This is a genomic window from Spiroplasma endosymbiont of Sarcophaga carnaria, assembly GCF_964019595.1.
GTDB classification, from domain to species: Bacteria; Bacillota_I; Bacilli_A; order Mycoplasmatales; family Mycoplasmataceae; genus Spiroplasma; species Spiroplasma poulsonii.
In genome coordinates this window covers 514709-540559 of record NZ_OZ026456.1, presented here as the reverse complement: position 1 = coordinate 540559, position 25851 = coordinate 514709, and the positions used below count along the sequence as shown (strand labels likewise).

At 26.5% G+C, this 25851-nt stretch carries 23 protein-coding genes, 1 tRNA gene and 7 pseudogenes; 18 read left to right on the top strand and 13 right to left on the bottom strand.

The genetic code is table 4. The features are described 5' to 3' along the window. Positions 1–22 precede the first annotated feature (22 nt). Both AACK91_RS03315 and AACK91_RS03310 read left to right on the top strand, forming a co-directional pair. Positions 23–985 (top strand): IS1/IS1595 family N-terminal zinc-binding domain-containing protein, encoded by a 963-nt coding sequence (locus AACK91_RS03315; RefSeq protein ID WP_338963247.1) that lies wholly within the window; start codon positions 23–25, stop codon positions 983–985. A gap of 130 nt (positions 986–1115) precedes the next feature. Then, positions 1116–2528: pseudogene (locus AACK91_RS03310) on the top strand (spiroplasma phage ORF1-like family protein); the annotation flags it as partial. 298 nt (positions 2529–2826) lie between these two features. Here AACK91_RS03310 and AACK91_RS03305 read toward each other — a convergent pair. Further along, entirely contained in the window at positions 2827–2979 is a 153-nt protein-coding gene (locus AACK91_RS03305; RefSeq protein WP_338964142.1) for a lipoprotein, read from the bottom strand. A gap of 119 nt (positions 2980–3098) precedes the next feature. Between AACK91_RS03305 and AACK91_RS03300 the strand changes: the two are divergent. Beyond that, positions 3099–4070, top strand: a pseudogene (locus tag AACK91_RS03300) (IS30 family transposase). Between the two features lie 581 nt (positions 4071–4651). Continuing rightward, positions 4652–6728: pseudogene (locus AACK91_RS11580) on the top strand (PTS transporter subunit EIIC). A 142-nt stretch (positions 6729–6870) separates the two neighbouring features. Here AACK91_RS11580 and AACK91_RS03280 read toward each other — a convergent pair. Continuing rightward, positions 6871–7833 (bottom strand): IS1/IS1595 family N-terminal zinc-binding domain-containing protein, encoded by a 963-nt coding sequence (locus AACK91_RS03280; RefSeq protein WP_338963247.1) that lies wholly within the window; start codon positions 7831–7833, stop codon positions 6871–6873. 148 nt (positions 7834–7981) lie between these two features. Here AACK91_RS03280 and rlmN point away from each other — a divergent pair. From rlmN to AACK91_RS03245, 6 genes and pseudogenes are all read left to right on the top strand, one after another. After that, positions 7982–9016, top strand: a pseudogene (gene rlmN / locus AACK91_RS11575) (23S rRNA (adenine(2503)-C(2))-methyltransferase RlmN). A gap of 2 nt (positions 9017–9018) precedes the next feature. Beyond that, the gene (locus AACK91_RS03265) at positions 9019–9780 is read left to right on the top strand and encodes a PP2C family protein-serine/threonine phosphatase (RefSeq protein WP_338964129.1); all 762 of its coding nucleotides are present in this window, start codon (positions 9019–9021) and stop codon (positions 9778–9780) included. Positions 9781–9861: 81 nt separating this feature from the next. Continuing rightward, positions 9862–10875, top strand: coding sequence for a serine/threonine protein kinase (locus AACK91_RS03260; protein ID WP_338964127.1), 1014 nt, complete (start codon positions 9862–9864; stop codon positions 10873–10875). Between the two features lie 6 nt (positions 10876–10881). After that, on the top strand, positions 10882–11751 hold the full coding sequence (gene rsgA / locus AACK91_RS03255) for a ribosome small subunit-dependent GTPase A (RefSeq protein WP_338964124.1): 870 nt from the start codon (positions 10882–10884) through the stop codon (positions 11749–11751). A gap of 12 nt (positions 11752–11763) precedes the next feature. After that, positions 11764–12444 carry a ribulose-phosphate 3-epimerase gene (rpe, locus tag AACK91_RS03250; RefSeq protein WP_338964121.1) on the top strand — a complete coding sequence of 227 codons (681 nt, stop codon included), beginning with the start codon at positions 11764–11766 and terminating at the stop codon, positions 12442–12444. Beyond that, the gene (locus tag AACK91_RS03245; RefSeq protein ID WP_338964118.1) at positions 12431–13039 is read left to right on the top strand and encodes a thiamine diphosphokinase; all 609 of its coding nucleotides are present in this window, start codon (positions 12431–12433) and stop codon (positions 13037–13039) included. The genes rpe and AACK91_RS03245 overlap by 14 nt, the downstream gene beginning before the upstream one ends. Before the next feature lie 41 nt (positions 13040–13080). Here AACK91_RS03245 and AACK91_RS03240 read toward each other — a convergent pair. After that, a tRNA-Leu gene (locus tag AACK91_RS03240) sits at positions 13081–13165 on the bottom strand. A 135-nt stretch (positions 13166–13300) separates the two neighbouring features. Between AACK91_RS03240 and AACK91_RS03235 the strand changes: the two genes are divergently transcribed. Beyond that, on the top strand, positions 13301–14263 hold the full coding sequence (locus AACK91_RS03235; RefSeq protein WP_338963247.1) for an IS1/IS1595 family N-terminal zinc-binding domain-containing protein: 963 nt from the start codon (positions 13301–13303) through the stop codon (positions 14261–14263). A gap of 161 nt (positions 14264–14424) precedes the next feature. Here AACK91_RS03235 and rpmB read toward each other — a convergent pair whose 3' ends face one another. Beyond that, a complete protein-coding gene (gene rpmB, locus AACK91_RS03230; protein WP_338964115.1) occupies positions 14425–14622 on the bottom strand; it encodes a 50S ribosomal protein L28 in 198 nt (65 codons plus the stop codon). 226 nt (positions 14623–14848) lie between these two features. On the opposite strand from rpmB, the gene AACK91_RS03225 reads away from it, so the two are divergent. After that, positions 14849–15058, top strand: coding sequence for a hypothetical protein (locus AACK91_RS03225; protein ID WP_338964112.1), 210 nt, complete (start codon positions 14849–14851; stop codon positions 15056–15058). A 167-nt stretch (positions 15059–15225) separates the two neighbouring features. Here AACK91_RS03225 and AACK91_RS03220 read toward each other — a convergent pair whose 3' ends face one another. Then, positions 15226–16200 carry an IS30 family transposase gene (locus tag AACK91_RS03220; protein WP_338964109.1) on the bottom strand — a complete coding sequence of 325 codons (975 nt, stop codon included), beginning with the start codon at positions 16198–16200 and terminating at the stop codon, positions 15226–15228. Between the two features lie 119 nt (positions 16201–16319). On the opposite strand from AACK91_RS03220, the gene AACK91_RS03215 reads away from it, so the two are divergent. Both AACK91_RS03215 and AACK91_RS03210 read left to right on the top strand, forming a co-directional pair. Next, positions 16320–16430 carry a lipoprotein gene (locus tag AACK91_RS03215; protein ID WP_338964107.1) on the top strand — a complete coding sequence of 37 codons (111 nt, stop codon included), beginning with the start codon at positions 16320–16322 and terminating at the stop codon, positions 16428–16430. Next, on the top strand, positions 16408–16755 hold the full coding sequence (locus tag AACK91_RS03210; protein ID WP_338964103.1) for a hypothetical protein: 348 nt from the start codon (positions 16408–16410) through the stop codon (positions 16753–16755). The genes AACK91_RS03215 and AACK91_RS03210 overlap by 23 nt, the downstream gene beginning before the upstream one ends. 20 nt (positions 16756–16775) lie before the next feature. Here the strand turns inward: AACK91_RS03210 and AACK91_RS03205 are convergent. The 8 genes and pseudogenes from AACK91_RS03205 to AACK91_RS03170 form a co-directional block, all read right to left on the bottom strand. Then, positions 16776–18979: pseudogene (locus AACK91_RS03205) on the bottom strand (spiroplasma phage ORF1-like family protein). A gap of 16 nt (positions 18980–18995) precedes the next feature. After that, positions 18996–19232 (bottom strand): hypothetical protein, encoded by a 237-nt coding sequence (locus tag AACK91_RS03200; RefSeq protein ID WP_338963583.1) that lies wholly within the window; start codon positions 19230–19232, stop codon positions 18996–18998. Positions 19233–19282: 50 nt separating this feature from the next. Continuing rightward, positions 19283–19543 (bottom strand): annotated as a pseudogene (locus tag AACK91_RS03195) (hypothetical protein); the annotation flags it as partial. Then, positions 19536–20549 (bottom strand): hypothetical protein, encoded by a 1014-nt coding sequence (locus AACK91_RS03190; protein WP_338964101.1) that lies wholly within the window; start codon positions 20547–20549, stop codon positions 19536–19538. The pseudogene AACK91_RS03195 and the gene AACK91_RS03190, both read right to left, overlap by 8 nt. Beyond that, positions 20549–20752: a DUF2649 family protein gene (locus AACK91_RS03185; protein ID WP_338963585.1), complete on the bottom strand. Its 204-nt coding sequence runs from the start codon at positions 20750–20752 to the stop codon at positions 20549–20551. The genes AACK91_RS03190 and AACK91_RS03185 overlap by 1 nt, the downstream gene beginning before the upstream one ends. Positions 20753–20903: 151 nt before the next feature. Continuing rightward, positions 20904–21338, bottom strand: a pseudogene (locus tag AACK91_RS03180) (DUF3627 domain-containing protein). A 544-nt stretch (positions 21339–21882) separates the two neighbouring features. Further along, positions 21883–22134, bottom strand: a complete 252-nt coding sequence (locus AACK91_RS03175; RefSeq protein WP_338964098.1) for a hypothetical protein — start codon at positions 22132–22134, stop codon at positions 21883–21885. Further along, positions 22134–22283 carry a hypothetical protein gene (locus tag AACK91_RS03170; RefSeq protein WP_004027793.1) on the bottom strand — a complete coding sequence of 50 codons (150 nt, stop codon included), beginning with the start codon at positions 22281–22283 and terminating at the stop codon, positions 22134–22136. The genes AACK91_RS03175 and AACK91_RS03170 overlap by 1 nt, the downstream gene beginning before the upstream one ends. A 433-nt stretch (positions 22284–22716) precedes the next feature. Between AACK91_RS03170 and AACK91_RS03165 the strand changes: the two genes are divergently transcribed. The 4 genes from AACK91_RS03165 to AACK91_RS03150 all read left to right on the top strand — a co-directional run bounded on the left by AACK91_RS03165 (position 22717) and on the right by AACK91_RS03150 (position 25790). Continuing rightward, a complete protein-coding gene (locus tag AACK91_RS03165) occupies positions 22717–23061 on the top strand; it encodes a hypothetical protein (protein ID WP_338964096.1) in 345 nt (114 codons plus the stop codon). Between the two features lie 198 nt (positions 23062–23259). Next, the gene (locus tag AACK91_RS03160; protein WP_338964093.1) at positions 23260–23400 is read left to right on the top strand and encodes a hypothetical protein; all 141 of its coding nucleotides are present in this window, start codon (positions 23260–23262) and stop codon (positions 23398–23400) included. A gap of 321 nt (positions 23401–23721) precedes the next feature. After that, entirely contained in the window at positions 23722–24060 is a 339-nt protein-coding gene (locus AACK91_RS03155; protein ID WP_338964092.1) for an Asp23/Gls24 family envelope stress response protein, read from the top strand. Positions 24061–24170: 110 nt separating this feature from the next. After that, positions 24171–25790 (top strand): DAK2 domain-containing protein, encoded by a 1620-nt coding sequence (locus AACK91_RS03150; RefSeq protein ID WP_419334341.1) that lies wholly within the window; start codon positions 24171–24173, stop codon positions 25788–25790. Positions 25791–25851 lie beyond the last annotated feature (61 nt).

Sequence of the window (25851 nt, the reverse complement as noted above, 5' to 3'; positions counted from 1 at the left end):
TTTAATATATAGAGGTAAATAAATGATGAAAAAAATAATTACAGAATTAATAAATAGCTTAACAGATGATCAATTTTTAGAATTTTATGAAAAAATAAAACAACAAGCAGACTTAATTAAAAAACAAAAACGTTTAAATGAAATTGATCAAAAATTTAGAGATAAAGGCATTATATGTCCTAATTGCAAATCTTTTCATTGTGTTAAAAATGGTCATAATTCCGAAGGAAAACAAAAATATTTATGTAAAAAATGTCGTGCTAGTTTTGATGCATTTCGTCATCATTTTACTTATTGAAGTCATTTAAATTATGAACAGTGAAATTTATTAATTCAAATTTCATTGTTAGGACAATCTAGTAAAATAATTTCTCGTTTTATTAAAACAACCCCAAAAACCGCTTGATATAATCGACAAAAATTAATGCAATCAAAACAATTAGAAAATACACAGTTAAAATTTAAAAAATTAAATGGTCAAATCCAAATGGATGAAACATTTATTAAAGAAATTCATAAAGGCAATTTTAAAGATAAATTTGATAAACGAAAAACTCATCTCGATCCATTTTCAACTGATACCAAATGCTGTATTCAAATGGCAGTTGATAGCAATAATAATATTTTTGTTCAATCCACCAATACCAAAAGATTACAAAAACAATGGATTATTGAAAATATGAATAAGCAACTAATTAAAGAAAAATCAATAATTATTTCTGATATGCAACCACTATATTTATTAGTAGCAAAACAAACAAATTCTACTCTATATTCCACCAAAACTAGTACAAACCCTGATACTAGTTATCAAAAGTTAAATAAGATTAGTAAATTACAATCCAGTCTTAAAGAAGCCTTAATTCATTATCATGGTTTGGGTTTCACTAATATTCAAAATTATTTAAAGCTCTGAAAATGAAAATACCAACACAAAGGTTTAACACCAAACCAACAATCAACGGTATTATATTTTAACGTTTAAAAAATTTAAAGCAAAATCATAATCTTACACAAAATTAGTTTTCAAATTGTCATATTGATGATTTTTTTTATTTCATCAAGAGTTTTCGACAAAATTAAAGCCCGTTGTTGATAATGATGGCAAATTAAAATGATATACTGAATATTATCAAAATGTTCGTTCTTTTTTGCTTAAATATATTGATGTTATTGTACAAGAAAATATCCGAATTCAGCAAGGTGGTAATCCAAACTATGATGACCCAAATTTGGGTAGTGAAAGAATAATTTTTGATTTTGAAATTATTAATAATATGGAAAAATTAGATTGAAAACCTGATGTTATTTTAACTAGAAAATCAATTTATCGGATGATTTTAACAATTGATGAAAATAAAAATATTATTGCTGGTAGTTTAGAATTAACACATTTTAAACAATATTGGGATGGTAATAATGCAAATAGTTATTGGTATACTGATGATTTAGGTTTTTTATTTTCTTTCATAAAAGAAAAAGAAGATACTTTTAATTTTAGTGCTGAAACTTATAATTATTATCAAGGTAATTCTCCTAATATTGGTAAAATGGTTTTTGAACAGATGAAAGGTCAAATTGATATTAATAAATTTTTAAAAGCCTTTTTTACCCATGCTTTGGTACCCGTATTTCAAAATCGCAGTAATTTTATTGAAAGTGGTTATATTGATAATTTACAGTATGATACTGTTTTAATTAATTTTTTTGGTTTAAAATTGATTAATTTTAGAGATGTTTTAATTGATGAAACTAATACTAATAAAAATCAATTTGAAAAACTATTAAATAGTATGTTCACGGTTTCTCAAAATTTTTATAAAGATTATTTACGTACCATTTTTGATTTAGAAAATGATACTTATGTACAAGGATATAATAAAAAATATGGTTTATTAGCAAATAATGGTTTTAAAATTTATCCTCGTTATTTTTATTTTTCTGATAAATACAATCAATTAGACATTAAATTGTATTAAGCATTTAAAAATCGTTTTTATAATACTAATTATGGTAATGTATTTAATTATGATTTTTCAGTTGCAAATAATTATAATATTAATCAAAATGAAGGTTATATTTTTGAAGGTGCTTTAAAAGATAAATACGGTTTAAAATACAAAAAAATTGAAGAACAAAAAATCGGTTATAATGTTTTTGAATTACAAGCCCAAAAAGAAAATGATATGTACCGTTATTATGATTTTAATTTTGGAATTTATAACTGACAAGAAATAAATAATGGCGGGTTGTTTCCTGATGGACAATGATGACAAGCCCAATATGAAAGTTGTAGTTGATATAATTTAGCGTGTCATATAAAAAATGCTGCAATTTGAATTGTAAATAATATTCCCGGTGTTAAACAAGTAAACGAATTAGCAAGCGGTGTTGGTAAAATATTTCAAACAATATATAGTTTTTTTAGTCAAACATTTGAGGTATGAAAATTTAGTCCAGCATTATATAATACAATAACAAATATATTTCTATTAATTATCTTTATGAAGTTTGTTCGATTAATTTAAAAAAGGACTTGTTATTCCTTTTATTCTTTTCAATCAATTATTAGTCCCGTGTCTTTATTAATTTCTGGTATTTGTGGTTCATTGTTTTTATTTCAACGATATACTAAATTATAGTTTCAAATAAAATCTGAATCATTTTTTAAGTGTTGTCATCAAGTGTTTTGATTATTAATAAAATTATTATCAAAATAAAATTTTGTCGTTATATAATTATTTTCATATTTATTTATATAAAAATATCATTTATTAGTAGCAGTTAAAAATTCTTTATTAGGCGCCTGTGTTCTAGGAATATTAGTTAATTTGCTATTTTCTGGTAGTTGTTGTGGTTATGGTGTAGGTTTATTACCCCCCCGTTTTCATTATTATTTGGTTTTTCACAACTAATTAATGTTGTTGTACTTGTTGCTGTTAATCCGATTACTCCTAAAATACTTAGTAACTTTTTCATATTTTACTTCTCCTTTATTAAAATTACTTGAATGCTATAATTGATTTTATCATATATCAATAATGTATTAAATAATTTTAATATTAAATTTATAAATTAATGAAAGGTATATAAATGTTATGTATAGTCATTTAAGTTTTATTGATAAGGTTAAATTGGAAAAATTATTATTATCAAAATTATTTTTAAAAAAGAATGGTGAAATAAATATTTCACAAATTGCTAAATGTTTGAACAGAAATCGTAGTACTATTTTGCGAGAAATTAAGCGTTTTAAAACTATTGATTAATATAGTGCTTATAAGTCAGATAAAATGTATTATGAGAAAAGAAAAAAGAATAATAAAAGATATAAGTTTACAGAAGAACAATTAAATTTTATTAATATAAGATTTAATGTTTATCGTGATTCTCCATCACAACTTATTCATCGTTATTTTCTAAAGTTTGGTATTAAATTTCCTGTTTGTGTTAAAACATTGTATAAATGAATTCGTTTGGGTTTTTATGGTTTTTTAAAACAGAATTTACGTCATCGTGGTAAAAAATATAAAACAAAAGGAAAATTTGATAATCGTGGTAAATTAATTAATTTTAAATCAATATGAGATATTGAGAATAAAGAGACTGATGTTGGTTGATTTGAAATGGATACCATAGTTGGAAAAGAGCATCAACCTAGTAATTTGGTTTTAGTTGAACAAAATAGTAAAAGTTATTTTGTTATGAAATTAAAAAATCATACTGCTAATGAAGTTGTGGAAAAGTTTAAAGATATTGTTATAAGTAATAATTTATTTGGGAAAATTAAAGGAATAATAACTGATAGAGGAAAATAATTTAGTAAATGAAGAGAATTAGAAATATTTGCTGAAACACAAGTTTATTTTTGTGACCCCGGTAAACCACAACAAAAACCATTAATTGAATATATGAATTCTGAACTTAGAGAATGATATCCTAAGGGAACTGATTTTAATAATGTTAGTCAACAAAAAATAAATTGAGTAGTTAATGTTATAAATGATAAATTAAGGCCTGTTCTTAATTGAAAAACAGCAAAAGATGTATTTTCAGATAATTTTAAATAGGTTTATTTGAAGTAATTTAATAAATTATTTTTTAGTGTGCTTAATTTTCCTTAAAATAAAATAAAAACTATAAATATTTTGATTTTTAAAAATTTATAATTGATTTTTTATGATTTTTATTGTATTATTTGACTAATAAGATTTGTTGCACTTCATTTTACATAATTCCAAATTATAAATTTTTAAAGAAAAATGTTCTATAATAAAAATATAAAATAATAAAAATTCTATGGACAAGTCTGGTTATAATAAAATTATTTTAGTAGAAAAGAGTAACATATCCAAAATGATTTTAAGTTTATCACCACAGAATATTACATATTTAGCAATTGTACTTTTTGGTATGATTATTGGAACAATATTATTAATTGTTTGAATTATCCAAAAAAGGCGATTAGCAAATAGTGGCGATTATTATGCTAAAAATAATACAAAATTAGATTTGTGGACTTATATTAAGCGGAATATTGCTTTATACGGAGCATTTTTTTGCTATGTTATTGGAATATCGGGCTTTTTCTTATTAGTTTTATAGAAAGTAATATTATTTTAGAAATTATTTTAAAAGGAGAAAGTTAAAAATGAGTGAAAAAGCAAAACTTAAGCCATTTGTCTCAAGAGCATGATGAAAACGGTCAAATCAGAGGACAATGGCAACGTTGAGCAAATTAAGTAAAGCGTTCTTGTTACCGATTGCCGGAATTTTCTTAGGAGTTGGAGCAACAATTTCATCAAAAGTTGACCCCGCTTCAGCAGCATAATATTTTGGTAATTTTTTAAATAAAATGGGGAATATTGCTTTTGGTAATTTACCAGTTTTATTCTGTATTTCAGTGGCAATGGCTTATACAGAAGATGCCGGGGTTGCAGCTTTAACATCGGTTGTTGGGTTTTTAGTTTTTAATGCCATTCAGTTGTCATTATTAAACGAAGCATTTGCCCACATTCAATATGTTGTTGATATTGAGGGGGTTGCTAATCCAATTAAAGGATTAACGGTTGATGGTTTAAAATCAGCCAGTCCAACCTTATTGACGGCTGATGAGTTATTAAATTATATGCGTAATAGTGAGATTTATCAACGATTAGTTGATAATCCAAATGCAAAAATTGTGATTGTTAGCTCAGCACGAGTAAGTGATCAGTTTAATTTGTTATTTTATACTGGTCAAACTTGAGCGGTACAAAGTAAATTATTAACTGCTAATTTAGGGGTTAATTCATTAAACACCGGTGTTTTTGGTGGGGTTTTTGTGGGGGCGATTGCAGCATTTGCCTTTAATCGTTTTCATAAAACACAATTACCCTTCAGCACTTAGTTTTTTTAGTGGAACTAAATTAGTGCCAATTATTATGTTTTTAGCGGTAATTCCGTTAGCATTTATTTTTATGATTATTTGACCTTTAATTGGAACAGGGTTAGCTTGATTTGGAAATAACTCCGGAAAATTACCTGTTGGGTTAGATTCGTTAATTTTTGAAATTTTTGAACGTTCATTAGTACCATTTGGTCTACACCACGTTTTTTATTCACCATTATGGTGAACACAAGCGGGGGGGAGTATGGCTGATTTAATTGCTAATGTTTTGAAAGACCCGTTAAGTTATATGGCTTTCTTAAAAGATCTACAAGCTGCTGGTTATATTGATGCTAGTGTTGATGTGGCAAAAATTAGTGCTGCTGATGCAATCGTTGCTGTTAACAGTTGAGTATCATCATTAAATGCTTCAACAATTTCAGCAGTTGGAGATCAAACGATTATGTATAAAATTATTGCTGATCCAAAGATTACCTTTACAATGGTAGAACATATGGGCTTAAATCTTGGCAGATTCCAATCTGGAAAATTCCCATTTATGATGTTTGGATTACCAGCTGCCGCGGCGGCAATGTGGTTTAGTGTTCCAAAACAAAATCGTAAACAAGTGATGGGGATTTACTTTTCAGCAGCCCTTACTTGTTTCTTAACAGGAATTACAGAACCAATTGAATTTACCTTCTTATTTGTTGCACCGTGATTATTCTATGGGGTTCATATGCCATTATGTGCAATTTCATTTATGTTAATGTGATTATTACATGTTCATACTTCGATGATGGTGTCAGGAGGATTTATTGACTTTATTGTCTTTGGAATCATTCCATTTGTTGGTGGTAAAGGAACAAACTTCTACTGAATTTTAGTTGTTGGAATCCCATATATTGCAATTTACTTTGCGGCCTTTTACTTCTGTATTAAATACGGAAAAGTTGGCATTCCTGGTCGTGATGGTAGTGCAAAACTATACACAAAAGCTGATTTTAAGGCAAAACAAGGTGGCAGTGAAGCTAGTGCTGTGCCAGCGAAAGGCGATGCGGCCAAACGTGAAAAAGCCCGCAAAATTATTGAATTTTTAGGTGGACCAAATAATATTACTGCTGTTGATTCATATGCGTCACGCTTACGAGTGACAGTTGTTGATAGTAGCGTTGTTGATCAGAACGTGATTAAATCCTTAGGGGGAAGTACCGGGATGATTGTTCGTGGTAAGTCAGTGCAAATTGTCTATGGTGGTGAACAAGAAGTTATTAAACCATATATGCGCGAATTATTAGCGGCAATGCGAAAGGAACAAGCAGCAGCAATTCCAAATGGACAAAGTCCAAAAACTAAATAAATTTTAAAAAACATTAATAATTTTAATTAATGTTTTTTTGTCCTTTAATTTTGTCGAAAACTCTTGATGAAATAAAAAAAATCATCAATATGACAATTTGAAAACTAATTTTGTGTAAGATTATGATTTTGCTTTAAATTTTTTAAACGTTAAAATATAATACCGTTGATTGTTGGTTTGGTGTTAAACCTTTGTGTTGGTATTTTCATTTTCAGAGCTTTAAATAATTTTGAATATTAGTGAAACCCAAACCATGATAATGAATTAAGGCTTCTTTAAGACTGGATTGTAATTTACTAATCTTATTTAACTTTTGATAACTAGTATCAGGGTTTGTACTAGTTTTGGTGGAATATAGAGTAGAATTTGTTTGTTTTGCTACTAATAAATATAGTGGTTGCATATCAGAAATAATTATTGATTTTTCTTTAATTAGTTGCTTATTCATATTTTCAATAATCCATTGTTTTTGTAATCTTTTGGTATTGGTGGATTGAACAAAAATATTATTATTGCTATCAACTGCCATTTGAATACAGCATTTGGTATCAGTTGAAAATGGATCGAGATGAGTTTTTCGTTTATCAAATTTATCTTTAAAATTGCCTTTATGAATTTCTTTAATAAATGTTTCATCCATTTGGATTTGACCATTTAATTTTTTAAATTTTAACTGTGTATTTTCTAATTGTTTTGATTGCATTAATTTTTGTCGATTATATCAAGCGGTTTTTGGGGTTGTTTTAATAAAACGAGAAATTATTTTACTAGATTGTCCTAACAATGAAATTTGAATTAATAAATTTCACTGTTCATAATTTAAATGACTTCAATAAGTAAAATGATGACGAAATGCATCAAAACTAGCACGACATTTTTTACATAAATATTTTTGTTTTCCTTCGGAATTATGACCATTTTTAACACAATGAAAAGATTTGCAATTAGGACATATAATGCCTTTATCTCTAAATTTTTGATCAATTTCATTTAAACGTTTTTGTTTTTTAATTAAGTCTGCTTGTTGTTTTATTTTTTCATAAAATTCTAAAAATTGATCATCTGTTAAGCTATTTATTAATTCTGTAATTATTTTTTTCATCATTTATTTACCTCCATATATTAAAAATATACCTAATTTTAGGTATATTTTATAAATATCAAGAGTTTTCGACAAAATTAAAGTTTTTGTCTATCTCATCAAATCCAATTTTATGATAAAATTATATTGTATAAAAGTGGAGTGGAACATAATGACATCAATTTTTGAATATCCAAAACAGGAACTACAATCAGATTTAGTGGCTTATGGTTTTAAAAAATATTTAGCGGAGCAAATCTTTGATTGAATATATGTTAAAAACATATATTCTTTTGATGAAATGACAAATATTTCAAAGCCAGATCGCATCAAATTACAAGAACATTATACAATTGAACCGTTAAAAATTGCGGTGCAGCAGCAATCAAAAGATGGCACCGTTAAATTTTTATTTGAATTAGCGGATGGTTATAAAATTGAAACGGTATTAATGCCACAAAGTTATGGTAATTCGGTTTGTGTTACCACCCAAGTTGGCTGTAATATGGCCTGTACCTTTTGTGCTTCAGGCTTATTAAAAAAACCCGAAATTTATCAACAGCGGAAATTGTTCAACAAGTAATGATGGTTAATCGTTATTTAGCAGCAACAGGAGAACGTGTTAGTCACATTGTTGTAATGGGGATTTGAGCCATTAGATAACTTTGAAAATGTTATTAATTTCGTTAACATTATTAATGATTCAAAAGGTTATCAAATTAGGGCGCGTCATATTACAATTTCAAATTGTGGTTTAATTCCGAAAATTAGACAATTTGCTGATTTAAAAACACAAGTAAACTTAGCAATTTCATTACATGCGCCAAATAATACAATTCGAAATCAATTGATGCCAATTAATAAAGCATATCCGGTTGAAAAATTAATGGATGTTGTTCGATACTATATTGAACAAACTAATCGTCGGGTTACATTTGAATATATTTTAATTGAAGATGTTAATGATAGTCGTGAAACAGCCTTAGAATTAGCAAAATTAATTCGGGGAATGAATGCTTATGTTAATTTAATCCCCTACAATACTGTTGCTGAAAATGGTTATCAACGGAGTACTAAAATTAACCAGTTTTTTGAAACATTACAACAGCAAAAAATTAATTGTATTGTTCGTCGTGAATTTGGGCACGATATTGATGCTGCTTGTGGGCAGTTACGTGCCAAAAATGAAGGGATTATTAGAAAATAATTATGCAAATACGCTTTGGATACAAGACAGATATTGGGGCTTACCGGAGTAGTAATCAAGACTACTTTGATTTTGCAAACAACAGCTTTAATAATTATATTGCGATTGTTTGCGATGGAATGGGAGGTCATCAACACGGAGAAGTGGCTAGTAAAATGGCTGTTGATAGTTTAGTTGCTCATTTTAAACGAACAAATTTTAATAATTTAACAGATGAAGAAATTAATAAATGATTTCGCCAAACAATCTTATCAATTCAAGAAGAAATGGTTACTTATGCTCAAATTTATCCTGATACAAGTGATATGGGGACAACTGTTGTAGCAGCTCTTATTGCAAATGAAAAAGTATATGTTATTAACATTGGTGATTCCCGGTTGTATAAATTACATTATGATAAAATTTATCAAATTACAACAGATCAAAATATGGAAAATTCAACGGAATATCGTGAAAAGCAAGAACTAGAGTTTCAAGGACAATATAAAAAACAGTATAACATGCATACTTTTTGAAAAGTTTTAACAAGTGCTTTAGGACCAACAAAAACCTTAAAGATTGATACATATGTTATTGAATATATTAAAGGACAGTATTTATTAACAACAGATGGGATTCATGATTATGTTGATGAAAGTGATATTATTGATAGTTTAAAATCAGCAAATAAATTAAATGATAAAGTTAAAATTTTAATTGACCGCGCCTTAGAAAATTTATCAACGGATAATTTAACTGGGATTATTTTTGAAATAACAGATTAAACTCTGTTATTTTTTTCTTCTGTTCGTTTTTATGTTATTATGTTTACAAGTTGAAGATAATTCAAAATAAGGGTGCGGAAGATGGAACAAATTACAGTTGGAACTATGTTATATAATCGTTATCAGATTTTAGCTAAAATTGCCGACGGGGGAATGGCTGAAGTTTTTGAAGGATATGATACGTTATTAAAACGATATGTTGCAATTAAAATTATGGCTTTATCGTTATCAAAAAATAAGGAAGCTGTTGATCGTTTTAATAAGGAATATAATTCTATTGCTCAATTTTCACATAAAAATGTTGTTAAGGTTTATGGGTCTTTTGAAGCTTATGATCGTCATTGTTTAGTGTTAGAACTAGTAAAAGGTTATACTTTAAAAGATCGGTTGTTAACGCTAGGACCTTGTACTGTGAAAGAACTGTTATATTTTTTTGATGAAATTAATTTAGCAATTACTGAAGCGCACCAAAATGATATTATTCACCGTGATATTAAACCAGAAAACATCTTAATTTCATATGATGGCAAAATTAAAGTTGCTGATTTTGGGGTGGCAATTTTAGAAAACAGTGAAGATTTAGAATCAGGTAAAATTATTGGAACATCAAAATATATGGCTCCCGAAATTGTCCAGTCTAGACCAGCGAGCCGGCGAAGCGATATTTATGCGTTAGGAATTATGTTGTATGAATTAGCAGTTGGAATGGCCCCCTTTGTTGGTAAAAACCCAACTTTTGTGGCAGTTAAACATGTCAAAGAATTACCATTACGTCCTCGTTTGATTAATCCCGCGTTACCACAAAGTTTAGAAAATGTAATTTTAAAGGCAATTGCTAAAGACCCGACCGAACGGTTTCAAACGGTTGCTGAATTTAACGCCAGTTTGCAAGCTGTTGAAAATTCTGAGCATCAATATGATAAACCATTAAAATTACGTAATTACCTTGAAGTTAAAGGTAAACGTGGGAAAGTTCATGATCGTTATTATTCTTATCCGCGGTTTTTACAAATTAAAGTTGTTTTTTGATTAATTTTTCTAATTGTTGCTTTTTTAACAGCAATGATATGCCTTTGCTTGTTATTACCGAGGTAAAATTATATGCATCAAACAGGAATGATTGTTCAAATTATTAGTGAGTTCTGTTATGTTAAAAATAATAAGGATAACCAAATTTATGTTTGTAAAGCAAAAGGAATTTTTCGGCACCAAGAAATTAAACCGGTTGTTGGTGACTATGTTCAGTTTGAAAAACAAGATGACAAGCAAGGAATTATTTATCAAATTGCGCCGCGTAAAAATGAGTTATACCGCCCACGAATTGCCAATGTTGATCAAGTTATTATTATTACAGCAATGGCTGAACCAACCTTTAATTCATATTTATTAAATAAATATTTAGCGTTTATTGAATATAAAGAGATAAAACCAGTGATTGTTTTTACAAAAAAAGACTTAATAACAACTGATGAGCTTTATCAAAAATATTTTAATTGGTATCCCCAGTTAGGCTATGAAGTTTATTTTATTAGTAATAAAATTGATGATAAAGCAACTTGACAACAATTTGAACAAATTTTTCAAAATAAAATTTCGGTTTTTACTGGTCAAACAGGGAGTGGTAAATCATCAACATTAAATACATTATTACAAGATGAGGTTATTAAAACCCAAGAAATTTCAAAAGCATTAGGGCGAGGAAAACATACAACAACAACGAGTGCTTTATATGAATTGTTAGATGGAATGATTGCTGATACGCCTGGTTTTTCAACTTTTGATTTAAGAGATTATCAAAAAGCATCATTAGCAAGAGCATATCATCTTTTTGCCCAGTATGCCAATGAATGCAAGTTTCGAACTTGTTTGCACTTACATGAACCACATTGTAAAATAAAAGCATTAGTCCAAGATAAAGTAATTCCACTCTTTTTTTACAATGATTATGTGCGAATTATGCAAGAACAATAGAAAGAGGTTATAATGAAAAAATATTTTGTTGCTCCGAGTGTTTTAAGTGCTAATTATTTAGCTTTAAAAGATGATTTAACAGCCATTACAAGAGCGGGAGCGGAATGAATTCATTTTGATGTAATGGATGGGGATTTTGTTCCAAACATAACGTTTGGACCAAAAATTTTAGCAGATATTAGAAGTGAAAGTAATTTACATCTTGACTGTCATTTAATGGTTAAGATTAAAAATAGGAGTGTTGAAAGTTATTTAGCTCCCTTTGTTAAAGCTGGGGCTTCATCAATCACCTTACATTATGAAGCTTTGACCCCAGAACAACTAACAGAATTTTTAGCATTACGAATAAAATTGAAAATAAAAATAGGATTAGCGCTTAAGCCAGCAACACCATTAATAGTAGTTTTACCATATCTTGCGCAATTAGATTTAGTATTAATTATGACTGTTGAACCTGGTTTTGGGGGGCAAAAGTTTCTTCCTGCGGCAGCAAAGAAAATTAAAGAGTTACGAGGATATCTTGATCAGCATCAGTATCCAACTTTAATTGAAGTTGATGGGGGGATTAATGAACAAACAGGATTAATTTGTAAGAACTATGGGGTTGATGTCTTAGTAGCGGGAAGTTATTTATTTGGCCACCCTGATTTAGCGGAACGTTTACAAGGATTATTAGCTAATGAAACCAACTAAAGTGTTAATTGTTTGTTCAGAAACGAACTTAGATTTAAACCAATACCACGATTATTACAAAATTGGCGTTGAACGGGGATGCTTAGATTTAATTAGAACTTTTAATCAGATTGATTTAGTGTGTTGTGATCAAGACAGTTTACAAAATGATGAATTAGCACTTATTACTAGCAAGGCCAAAGTAGTGTTAGAAATTTCGCAAGTTAAAGATTATATTGATGGTGAAATTGCGATTCAAGAAGCATTAAAGCTCCAACCAATTGAAATTATTTTAATTGCCCAAGGTCATCGTTTTGATATGCAATTAAGTTGTCTTAACTTTATTTATCGTTATAATGTTATTTTTATTAATGATCATACTTATGCTTATTTATTGCAACCGGGAATGAATGAGGTTATTAGAAAACCAGAATATCGTTATTTTTCATTATTTGCGTTACAAACAGCGGCGGTAACAATTACTAATTTAAAATATAATGTTGAGGATTTACCATTAGTTGGCTTATCTGCTAATGCAATTAGCAATGAATTTGTTAGTGCCACTGGTAATGTTAATGTTTTATACGGACAAGTTGTTGCAATTTATAGTAAATAAAAAATCGGTAAATATTACCGATTATTTTTTTGTTTTAAAATTGGTACCCATGATCGGGCTCGAACCGATACGAATTTCTTCGGTAGATTTTGAGTCTACTGCGTCTGCCAATTCCGCCACATGGGCATTTAGATACCAGTTTAATTTTATCGTATTTTATAAAAAAAGTAAGGATAAATTTCTTTAATTTTGTCGAAAACTCTTGATATTTATAAAATATACCTAAAATTAGGTATATTTTTAATATATGGAGGTAAATAAATGATGAAAAAAATAATTACAGAATTAATAAATAGCTTAACAGATGATCAATTTTTAGAATTTTATGAAAAAATAAAACAACAAGCAGACTTAATTAAAAAACAAAAACGTTTAAATGAAATTGATCAAAAATTTAGAGATAAAGGCATTATATGTCCTAATTGCAAATCTTTTCATTGTGTTAAAAATGGTCATAATTCCGAAGGAAAACAAAAATATTTATGTAAAAAATGTCGTGCTAGTTTTGATGCATTTCGTCATCATTTTACTTATTGAAGTCATTTAAATTATGAACAGTGAAATTTATTAATTCAAATTTCATTGTTAGGACAATCTAGTAAAATAATTTCTCGTTTTATTAAAACAACCCCAAAAACCGCTTGATATAATCGACAAAAATTAATGCAATCAAAACAATTAGAAAATACACAGTTAAAATTTAAAAAATTAAATGGTCAAATCCAAATGGATGAAACATTTATTAAAGAAATTCATAAAGGCAATTTTAAAGATAAATTTGATAAACGAAAAACTCATCTCGATCCATTTTCAACTGATACCAAATGCTGTATTCAAATGGCAGTTGATAGCAATAATAATATTTTTGTTCAATCCACCAATACCAAAAGATTACAAAAACAATGGATTATTGAAAATATGAATAAGCAACTAATTAAAGAAAAATCAATAATTATTTCTGATATGCAACCACTATATTTATTAGTAGCAAAACAAACAAATTCTACTCTATATTCCACCAAAACTAGTACAAACCCTGATACTAGTTATCAAAAGTTAAATAAGATTAGTAAATTACAATCCAGTCTTAAAGAAGCCTTAATTCATTATCATGGTTTGGGTTTCACTAATATTCAAAATTATTTAAAGCTCTGAAAATGAAAATACCAACACAAAGGTTTAACACCAAACCAACAATCAACGGTATTATATTTTAACGTTTAAAAAATTTAAAGCAAAATCATAATCTTACACAAAATTAGTTTTCAAATTGTCATATTGATGATTTTTTTTATTTCATCAAGAGTTTTCGACAAAATTAAAGATAAATTTTAAAATTTATCCTTACTTTTTTTCATTATTTTTCAAATATTTCCTGGTTTTTGTTATTGTGCAATTTGCCCTTTGCGTTTTAATGTTTTTAAAGTTCTTGTTGCTACTCGTAATGTTTTAACTTCACCATCAACAACAATGCGAACTTTTTGTAAATTAACATTTCATTTACGACGGGTTGCATTTAACGCATGCGAACGCTTATTACCTGATAAAGCACCTTTGCCAGTAATTTCACATTTTCTTGCCATGATTTCACTCCTTTATATCTACATACTATAAAATAATAGCGAATTTTAACTTTAAAAGCAAGAAAAAAATGATTTTTTATTAATTTTTTATATTTTAGATTTTTTAAATTAAACCCAAAAATATTTGGTATTTTTCTTGTTATAATACTAGTAGATATCAAACGTAACTATGAATTGAAACTATAATAACAAATCAAAATCAAAATTAAAATCTGAGGTGATATAGATGAAAAAAACTAGTGTTTTTTTAGCACTGGGTAGTATCTTATTAATTATTATTGAGATTAGTATGTTTGTTAAAGAAGAAGGATTGTTTGCAACATCAGTCTTTTTTCTCCTTGGTGGTGTTGCTGGTATTGTTGTTTTTTGGTTTATCTTTTATTTTGGTTGAAGTGAACCTAAAAATAATAGTTCGCGTGATTCAAAGCAAATCTAGGAATTATGTAAAATGAAGTGCAACAAATCTTATTAGTCAAATAATACAATAAAAATCATAAAAAATCAATTATAAATTTTTAAAAATCAAAATATTTATAGTTTTTATTTTATTTTAAGGAAAATTAAACACACTGAAAAATAATTTATTAAATTTTTCAAATAAACTTATTTAAAATTCTCTGAAAATACTTCTTTGGAAGTTTTTCAATTTAGAACAGGCCTTAATTTTTCATTTATAACATCATTGACTACTCAATCTATTTCTTGTTGAGCGACATTATTAAAATCAGTTCCCTTAGGATATCATTCTCTAAGTTCAGAATTCATATATTCAATTAATGGTTTTTGTTGTGGTTTACCAGGGTCACAAAAATAAACTTGTGTTTCAGCAAATATTTCTAATTCTCTTCATTTACTAAATTCTTTTCCTCTATCAGTTATTATTCCTTTAATTTTCCCAAATAAATTATTACTTATAACAATATCTTTAAACTTTTCCACAACTTCATTAGCAGTATGATTTTTTAATTTCATAACAAAATAACTTTTACTATTTTGTTCAACTAAAACCAAATTACTAGATTGATGCTCTTTTAAAACTACGGTATCCATTTCAAATCAACCAACATCAGTCTCTTTTTTCTCAATATCTCATATTGATTTAAAATTAATTAATTTACCACGATTATCAAATTTTCCTTTTGTTTTATATTTTTTACCACGATGACGTAAATTCTGTTTTAAAAAACCATAAAAACCCAAACGAATTCATTTATACAATGTTTTAACACAAACAGGAAATTTAATACCAAACTTTAAAAAATAACGATGAATAAGTTGTGATGGAGAATCACGATAAACATTAAATCTTATATTAATAAAATTTAATTGTTCTTCTGTAAACTTATATCTTTTATTATTCTTTTTTCTTTTCTCATAATACATTTTATCTGACTTATAAGCACTATATTCATCAATAGTTTTAAAACGCTTAATTTCTCGCAAAATAGTACTACGATTTCTGTTCAAACATTTAGCAATTTGTGAAATATTTATTTCACCATTCTTTTTTAAAAATAATTTTGATAATAATAATTTTTCCAATTTAACCTTATCAATAAAACTTAAATGACTATACATAACATTTATATACCTTTCATTAATTTATAAATTTAATATTAAAATTATTTAATACATTATTGATATATGATAAAATCAATTATAGCATTCAAGTAATTTTAATAAAGGAGAAGTAAAATATGAAAAAGTTACTAAGTATTTTAGGAGTAATCGGATTAACAGCAACAAGTACAACAACATTAATTAGTTGTGAAAAACCAAATAATAATGAAAACGCGGGGGGGGGGTAATAAACCTACACCAGAACCACAACAACTACCAGAAAATAGCAAATGAACTAATATTCCTAGAACACAGGCGCCTAATAAAGAATTTTTAACTGCTACTAATAAATGATATTTTTATATAAATAAATATGAAAATAATTATATAACGACAAAATTTTATTTTGATAATAATTTTATTAATAATCAAAACACTTGATGACAACACTTAAAAAATGATTCAGATTTTATTTGAAACTATAATTTAGTATATCTTTGAAATAAAAACAATGAACCACAAATACCAGAAATTAATAAAGACACAGGACTAATAATTGATTGAAAAGAATAAAAGGACTAACAAGTCCTTTTTTAAATTAATCGAACAAACTTCATAAAGATAATTAATAGGAATATATTTGTTATTGTATTATATAATGCTGGACTAAATTTTCATACCTCAAATGTTTGACTAAAAAAACTATATATTGTTTGAAATATTTTACCAACACCGCTTGCTAATTCGTTTACTTGTTTAACACCGGGAATATTATTTACAATTCAAATTGCGGCATTTTTTATATGACACGCTAAATTATATCAACTACAACTTTCATATTGAGCTTGTCATCATTGTCCATCAGGAAACAATCCGCCATTATTTATTTCTTGTCAGTTATAAATTCCAAAATTAAAATCATAATAACGATACATATCATTTTCTTTTTGAGCTTGTAATTCAAAAACATTATAACCGATTTTTTGTTCTTCAATTTTTTTGTATTTTAAACCGTATTTATCTTTTAAAGCACCTTCAAAAATATAACCTTCATTTTGATTAATATTATAATTATTTGCAACTGAAAAATCATAATTAAACACATTACCATAATTAGTATTATAAAAACGATTTTTAAATGCTGAGTATAACTTAATATCTAACTGATTATATTTATCAGAAAAATAAAAATAACGAGGATAAATTTTAAAACCATTGTTAGCTAATAAACCATATTTTTTATTATATCCTTGCACATAAGTATTATTTTCTAAATCAAAAATGGTACGTAAATAATCTTTATAAAAATTTTGAGAAACCGTGAACATGCTATTTAATAATTTTTCAAATTGACTTTTAATCATATTATTTTCATTAATTAAAACATCTCTAAAATTAACTAATTTTAAACCAAAAAAGTTAATTAAAACAGTATCATACTGTAAATTATCAATATAACCACTTTCAATAAAATTACTGCGATTTTAAAACACCGGGACTAAAGCATACGCAAAAAAGCTTTTAAAAATTTATTAATATCAATTTGACCTTTCATCTGTTCAAAAACCATTTTACCAATATTAGGAGAATTACCTTGATAATAATTATAAGTTTCAGCACTAAAATTAAAAGTATCTTCTTTTTCTTTTATGAAAGAAAATAAAAAACCTAAATCATCAGTATACCAATAACTATTTGCATTATTACCATCCCAATATTGTTTAAAATGTGTTAATTCTAAACTACCAGCAATAATATTTTTATTTTCATCAATTGTTAAAATCATCCGATAAATTGATTTTCTAGTTAAAATAACATCAGGTTTTCAATCTAATTTTTCCATATTATTAATAATTTCAAAATCAAAAATTATTCTTTCACTACCCAAATTTGGGTCATCATAGTTTGGATTACCACCTTGCTGAATTCGGATATTTTCTTGTACAATAACATCAATATATTTAAGCAAAAAAGAACGAACATTTTGATAATATTCAGTATATCATTTTAATTTGCCATCATTATCAACAACGGGTGATTCTGGTTCACCGTTTCCATCTCAACGATATACTAAATTATAGTTTCAAATAAAATCTGAATCATTTTTTAAGTGTTGTCATCAAGTGTTTTGATTTTTAATAAAATTATTATCAAAATAAAATTTTGTAAGCAAATATTGACCATTTCTTTTTTCTCCATAAAAATATCATTTATTAGTAGCAGTTAAAAATTATTTATTAGGTGCCTGTGTTCTAGGAATTTGTATTCAAAACTCATTAATCATTTTAACTAATTGTAAATTATCAATACCTCTTTCTAATTTATTAATAACTTCCACAGTATTAAAATACTTAGCAAAAGAATAAGAAAAATTAGTTAATTCTTTTAAAAATTGTTTTTTATCAACATCATAGAATTTATCAATATTATATTGTTTAGCATAAGTATCTCAATTTTTATATAAATCCATAAACTCATCACTAGGCTTATCAAATGAAATTCCCGTTGAATAACTATCCTTTAAAAAGTCTAAATATCACTGATCATTATAAGTTAATGTTTGTGATGTTTTTAGAGTTGGATTAATAAAGTAATTTGTTTCAGACCAGTTTTCAAAAAAACTACTGCGTAAAAACATTGTATTAATAAAATCAGTTTCATTCATTCCCATTGTTTGTTAATTAACAGTATAATTCTGCTGATTTAAGGGTTTAAATGCTGTTAAAGTAATAAATGGAATAATTAAACCTAAAATACCTAAAATAGATATGGCAAATAAAGATAATGATTTTTTCATATTTATAATTCAACCCCTAACTATACAATGTTTTTGAAACAATAAACCCAACAATATATAAACTTGATATTGTTAACATTAATGGATGACTAAACAAAATTGCCATTTTACCAAACAAAGAAAGTAAAAAAGTATCTGAGTTATATAAATCCATAATGATATTTTTTGCTGATGTTAATTGATTTATAATCACCGTAATAAAACTAGTACCAAAAATAGCAATTGCAGCAACTAATAAAACTAATCTAATCATTAATCTGTTTCCTTTCACCGACCATTTTTATTAGCCTTATGTGCTTTTTTAACACCACGTACTGTTGAAGCATACAATTTTGATGTATTGTTTTTAACAGTTGAACCTAATTCATTATATTGTGTTCTTGTTCCGTGGATAGCATAAATTGATAACTTAACAACCATAAAAAAGATAATAAAATAAGCAATAGTTGTATTTGTCATTGGTAATTTAGTATTTCAAATTACATCAAAAATAAACAAAAATACATCAAAAATAAAACTAAAAATCTTATCTCAATTATTACTTTCTGATAATAAATTAATCATCTTTATCACTTCCTTTTTCTTTTTTAGGTTTTAAATTTTTTTTCAAAATATCAATATCAAACAATGCTAAACGCTCTTTAACACTTAATTTAGTAATTTCTGACCAATAATATTCTTTATAATTAACTATTTCATCATTTTTTAAATCACGAACAAACTTTAATCATTTACTATCATATTTCTGTGCAAATTCTAATGGAATAATTATTTTAAAAAACCGAATTCCTAACCCAACATCCGACTTATGTTTTGCTCGTTTACCTTCGGCTGTTCGTTCTACTGATTTTGTTTTTCAAATTTCATAATCTGTAATATCTTGAAAAATACCAATTCGCATAATAAAGAAACGATTAAAAAAATTAAATCCTTTTTTAGCAATAGGTTTTTTCAATGAAATTGGAATAATAATACCACTTGCTAATTGTCGGATATTATTTCAAATCATACCCTCACGCTGAGCTGTAAATAAAGCACGATTACCAAAATGTCTTGCTAATACAATTCACGGAATTTTACCACTATGAACTTTTTTCTCATCGTGGGGACTAGTTCCATCAATATATAAATAACTTTCATCAAATAAAATAACACTATCATCTGGGGGAACTGGTTTTGTTCTATCTGTAAAATCTAAATTTTTAAATGTTAAAACTTTAACTTTATCATCTTCTAACGGATAATTACTATAAATCTTATCTGTTAATAGTTTCATAGTTTGTGATAAATAAGTTAAAAGTAAAGTTTTTCCCGTCCCCAACTTACCAATAATTACTGATAACGGATTATCTCAAACAAAATTAACTAAACGAAAAGCACTCAACTGATAAAATATGTTTTTTCAAACTCATCAGACAAAATAAACACATTGCAAAGCAAACAATAATCAAAATACTAAACCAGTATAATTTAATGAAATTATTCAAAGTAATAAATCAATTAAACTAAACAAAATCATTGAACCACTAATATAACAATAATTTTTTAAGAAAAATATAAATTTTTTCATTACTTAAAATACCCAACTATTTTAAAAACCATTCACAATAAAAACCACGTTAAAAATAAAATCACAATTCAAATACCAATCATAAGAGTTAAATATTCATTTTGAGTTAAATTTCAAGTTGTAATAATTTCAACATTCGTTTTATCTATAAACAAAAATACATAAATAAAAAACTCTTTTAATTTTTCTCAATCATTTTGCATATTTAAAAACTCCACATTTTCTGAATAAGTTTAAAAAACATCCCCAAAAATAAAACGATAAATAATACAAATGATATGACATATAAAAATTCAGGAGCATTTGAACCAATAATATAACTAACAAATTGAACTCAATAATCATATAAACCCATTAATTTAAGTCCTTCAAGTCATTAATTAATTTATCTACTTTTTCATCACTTCAATTTGTTAAATTATTGTTAGTTGTTTTTACTTTTTGAGGTTCACCAGGAAATATTGCTTTTTTCATTTGTGTAAAATAATTTTATTTGTATTGATTATACAAATTGATTAGTTCTGCCCCAGTTAAATATTTTCACACATGACGTTTTAAATTTTCATCATATTTTACAATAGGATAAGAATTATCATAAATCAAACCGATTGCTACTTGTTCTGAGTGTTTTTCACTCGGATAAATAAATTTATTACTCAACCAAAAACCAATATGACGATTATGATTAGGTAAATTTATAAAAATTGCTTTTTCTGTTTCAAAAACTATCAACTCTTTACGAATAAAATAATTTTCTATATTTTGATTTTTCTTAACAAAATTACTCAATTTTATCAACTCCTAACTAAATATTTATTTAATAAACAATGTTATATTTAATGTTTATATATTGTTTACTTATTGATAAAAACACTGATTATTAACAATGTTATACATAATGCTATATATTGTTTATTTAATGTTTAATAAACAATGTTATTAACAATGTTAAATATATAAAATAATAAAAATTGACACACTGAAAAATACTATTTAATTTTTAATAATAGTTATTAAAATATAAAATTAATCATTTATAATTAAATTGATATTTTTGCACTACACACTGCCTACAAATTTTAAAAAGAAAGTAGATATATTTATAAAGAATATTATAAAAATTTATATTCCAAAACTACTATTAATATGACCCTTAATAAAAATATTCTTATTTTTATTAAATCCTACTTTAAAACAATTATTTCATTACTAATAATTTCAATAATAACTTATAGACAGTGTGTAATACAAAAATAAACAACAAAATTATTTAATCAACTCACATAAAAGCTAGTGTGCCATAGCTAAGATATATGATCAGTAATAATAAATATTAAAATACTTTAACCATAACACGGAAAAAGTTTAAAATCTTAATGATAACAAAAATACCAAATGGAATTAAAATAATTCACGCATCACTTAAAAAGGTCATTAATTGTGGTAATACAGCATAAATTGCTTCTTTAACTTTCATCATTGCTTGCCCTAAACCACTTCAAATAGAACCCATTCCATCTGAAATAGTAGGTTTATCACCAACCGCTAAAAAATTAATTGCTGTTGTTAAATACATACCTAACATTATTTCTTATCCTCCTTATTTTCAATTTCTTTTTTATCTTTTTTCTTTCCTCGAATTTGGCGAATTTTTTGATAAATTGATAAACCAATTCAAGCAAAAATACCTAATATAATAACAACACTAAAAATTGTCGTTAATCAAACTGGCATAACTTATTCCCCCTAAAAATTTAATTTTCGCGGCACGCTTCGCGTGTTCGCTACGCTCAAAATAAACTATATTGAATAAATTAGGCGGATAGTTTATTCATCTTCTTTTTCATTATTAATTACAATATTATTTACCGTATTAATAACATTATCTTTTCCATACTTAGTTACTAAGGACCGTAAAATAAAATAGTGTTTTCTTTCCATTAAAAAATCAACTCCTTTCTGAGTTGATTTTTTGCACTTCACTTACACGATGCCTATTTTAATAAATATAGTGCGCTTGAATTAGTAACAATCTCGCATGTTGAAGGTCCGTGAAAAGAAACTAATTATGGTGAAGAAATTAGTGATGATGCAATATTAAGTTATTTTCACGAAAAACTAAAACAAATTGAACAGTTAATTTAATAAATAACGAAGCCAGGATGTTATGGTCAATAAAATAGATGAATTAGATAAAAAGGTTTTTTTCAATTTTGCATATATTAATAAATCAAAAAAAGTAAATGATGATTTTCTAAATGAAATTAAAAAAATTTGTAATTATTCTATACGAAGTTTAAAACAAGGTTCAAGACAAACTTGTTATTATTCAACTATTCAAACTAATAATTGTCGGTTGACGAAAACCCTACCATTGGAATTAATAGAGTATGTTAAAATTCATTTTAATAAAACAATTTCACAAAATATTAAAAAATATGATTATTTTAGGGTGGGGGGAAAACAACGAATATATGGTATCTTAGTTAAAAATGTTTTTTTTTTGCTATAATTTTTGATTTTAATAAGATTTATCAGAAGTAAAAGAAGTAGTTAAATTTGTTATTTTACGACAATTATCTCTTTTTAAGATGATTTTTAGTCTAAATATCATCGATTTATGAATCTTTTATTTTTGGATTATTGTGGCTGATAAGGTGGTAATTAGCCCTATTTTGTAGTAAAATTATATTATGTGGGAGGAAATCTTATGATTGAGATGACAGTAAAAAAATCAAGTGACCAAGGTAGCAATCATTATTCGTTTACACAAACTTTATCATTTGAAAATACAATTGGTGGCAAACGCGATCAAAAAGCGTTAAACCATATAGTATTGCTCATTCAATAGCTTCTTTAAGAGTACAAAATGGTTTTTCTTGAGAGGATGTTAATGAATGTATCAAAATTAAATATCTTTCAGCAAAACAAAACATTGATACAAAAGACTTTGTGTTAAAAAACAAAGAATTAATATTAGCAGAGGAAAAAACATTAGACGGCCTTGTTAGTGCTAGTCATATGTTGACTAATTTAGATGATTTTTTTAAATAATAGTAGAGAAAGAAAACGAAAATTAATAATTTTAATTAAGAAAATATAATAAATTTATTGCTTTATTGTATTTTCTCGCTATAATTATTAATGTTAATTTAGTTTAGTGGTGATTTTTATGATTGAAAAAGTTAATGTAACTGAAATAGCGGCTTTAGTTTATGCCGCAGTGACGACCGTTCCTGGTGTTGCTGGTTTTGCTAAGGCTGATGAAGCAGAAAATAGCGAAGAAAATGTTACAATGCTACTTAAAGATTACTCACAATCAATTAAATTGAGACAAGATGGTCGTAATTTTTATATTGATATTTTTCTAATCTTACTTGAAGGAGTAAATATTAAAGATATTGCTCGAGAAATACAAATTAGAATTAAGTATGAATTAGAAAGATTGGATGTTTACTCAAAAGATATTCTGATTTACGTTAATGTAAATATTCAAGATTTATTAATTTAACAAATTTATTAACAACGAGATATTAGCACAATGCAAGATTTACAATTATATCACTTAAGAGAATTAAAAAAGGAAAAAGTAATTAAATGAAAAATGTAAAGGTGATAGAAATGGAATTTAATGCAAAATCTTTTAAAGATTCACTAATCAGCGGGTATAACAATTTATATAACTTTTATCCAGAAATTGATAAATTAAATGTTTTTCCAGTTCCCGATGGTGATACAGGAACAAATATGAATTTAACAATGACAAATGCCGTTAAGGAGATTAATGACCTTGATTCAGAGTCAATTAGTAAAATTGCTGATGTTTTTGCCCGAGGATTAATTATGGGAGCACGGGGGAATTCTGGTGTTATTTTGTCACAGATTTTCCGTGGTTTTGCTAACGGTCTAAAAGAGTTTGATGAATTAAATTTTGTTTCAGTTAAAGCAGGAATCTCAGAAGCAAAAGAAGTAGCTTATAAAGCTGTGATGAAACCTGTTGAAGGGACAATTTTAACTGTTATTCGTGAAACAGCTGAACATGTTTTAACATTGGATCAAGAAATTCCGCTTCCTGATTTATTTCAGAAAATTGTTGATTTTTCAACAGAATCTCTAAATAATACCCCAGAGTTATTACCAGTTTTAAAAGAAGTTGGTGTTGTTGATTCGGGTGGTTTTGGCTTAGTAAAAATTTTTGAAGGAATTACAATATATTGAAAAACTGGGAAAATTGTGCCACAAAGGAAAAAACAAATTGAAAATACTGGTGATAATGTTGTAATGGATTTACAAAACGAAGAATTTGGTTATTGTACTGAAGCAATTGTTATCTTAGATAGCAAACATATTAATAAAATTAATGTTACCCAAGTTCGCCAAACCTTAGAAGATCAAGGTGGCCGTTCAATTGTGGCTGTTGTTGATAATGACATTTTAAAAGTGCATGTTCATACCTTGATGCCTGGAAATACTTTAATATTTTTACAACAACATGGTGAATTTAAAAATATTAAAATTGAAAATATGAATTTACAAGCAGCAAAACATGTTAAAACAATTAGGGTTGAACGGGAATTAAAAAATCCAGCGGCAATTATTGCAGTAACACCAGCAAATGGTATTGCTCAATTTTTTAAAAGTGATTTAAATATTCAATATACTGTTAATGGTGGTTCTTCAATGAATCCTTCAACAGATGATTATTTAAGTGCTATTGAAGCGGTTGATGCAGTTGATGTTTTTATTTTACCTAACAACAGTAATGCAATTTTAGCAGCACAACAAGCAGCAAAAGTTGAACGAAAATCAAATGTTTATGTTGTACCGACAACTTCGATTCAAGAAGGAATGGTTGCCGCATTATCATTTGAACCAGGTGAAATTGCGAAAAAGAATTTTTCAACTTTAAAATCAAGTTTAAAAACCGTAACAAGTTTAGGAATTACTGCTTCGGCAAAGACAACATCAATTGATGGGGTTAAAATTAATAAAGGGGAATATATGGGTATTATGAATAAAAAAATTATTTGTTCATATCCAACCTTATCAAAAACAATGAAATATTTATTTGACCGCGCGATTAGTAAATCAACAGAAATTGTTACAATTTTCACGGGTGAAGATGCTGAAAGGCGAGATATTAATGCCATCCGGAAATATCTTGACGAAAGTTTTGATGTTGAATATGAATTTATTGATGGTGATCAACTATTATATTCATTTTTAATTGCTGTTGAATAAAAAATTTTTATTAAGAAAATGATTTTAAGTTTTTTGTCTATTTTAGTCTTTAATTTTGTCG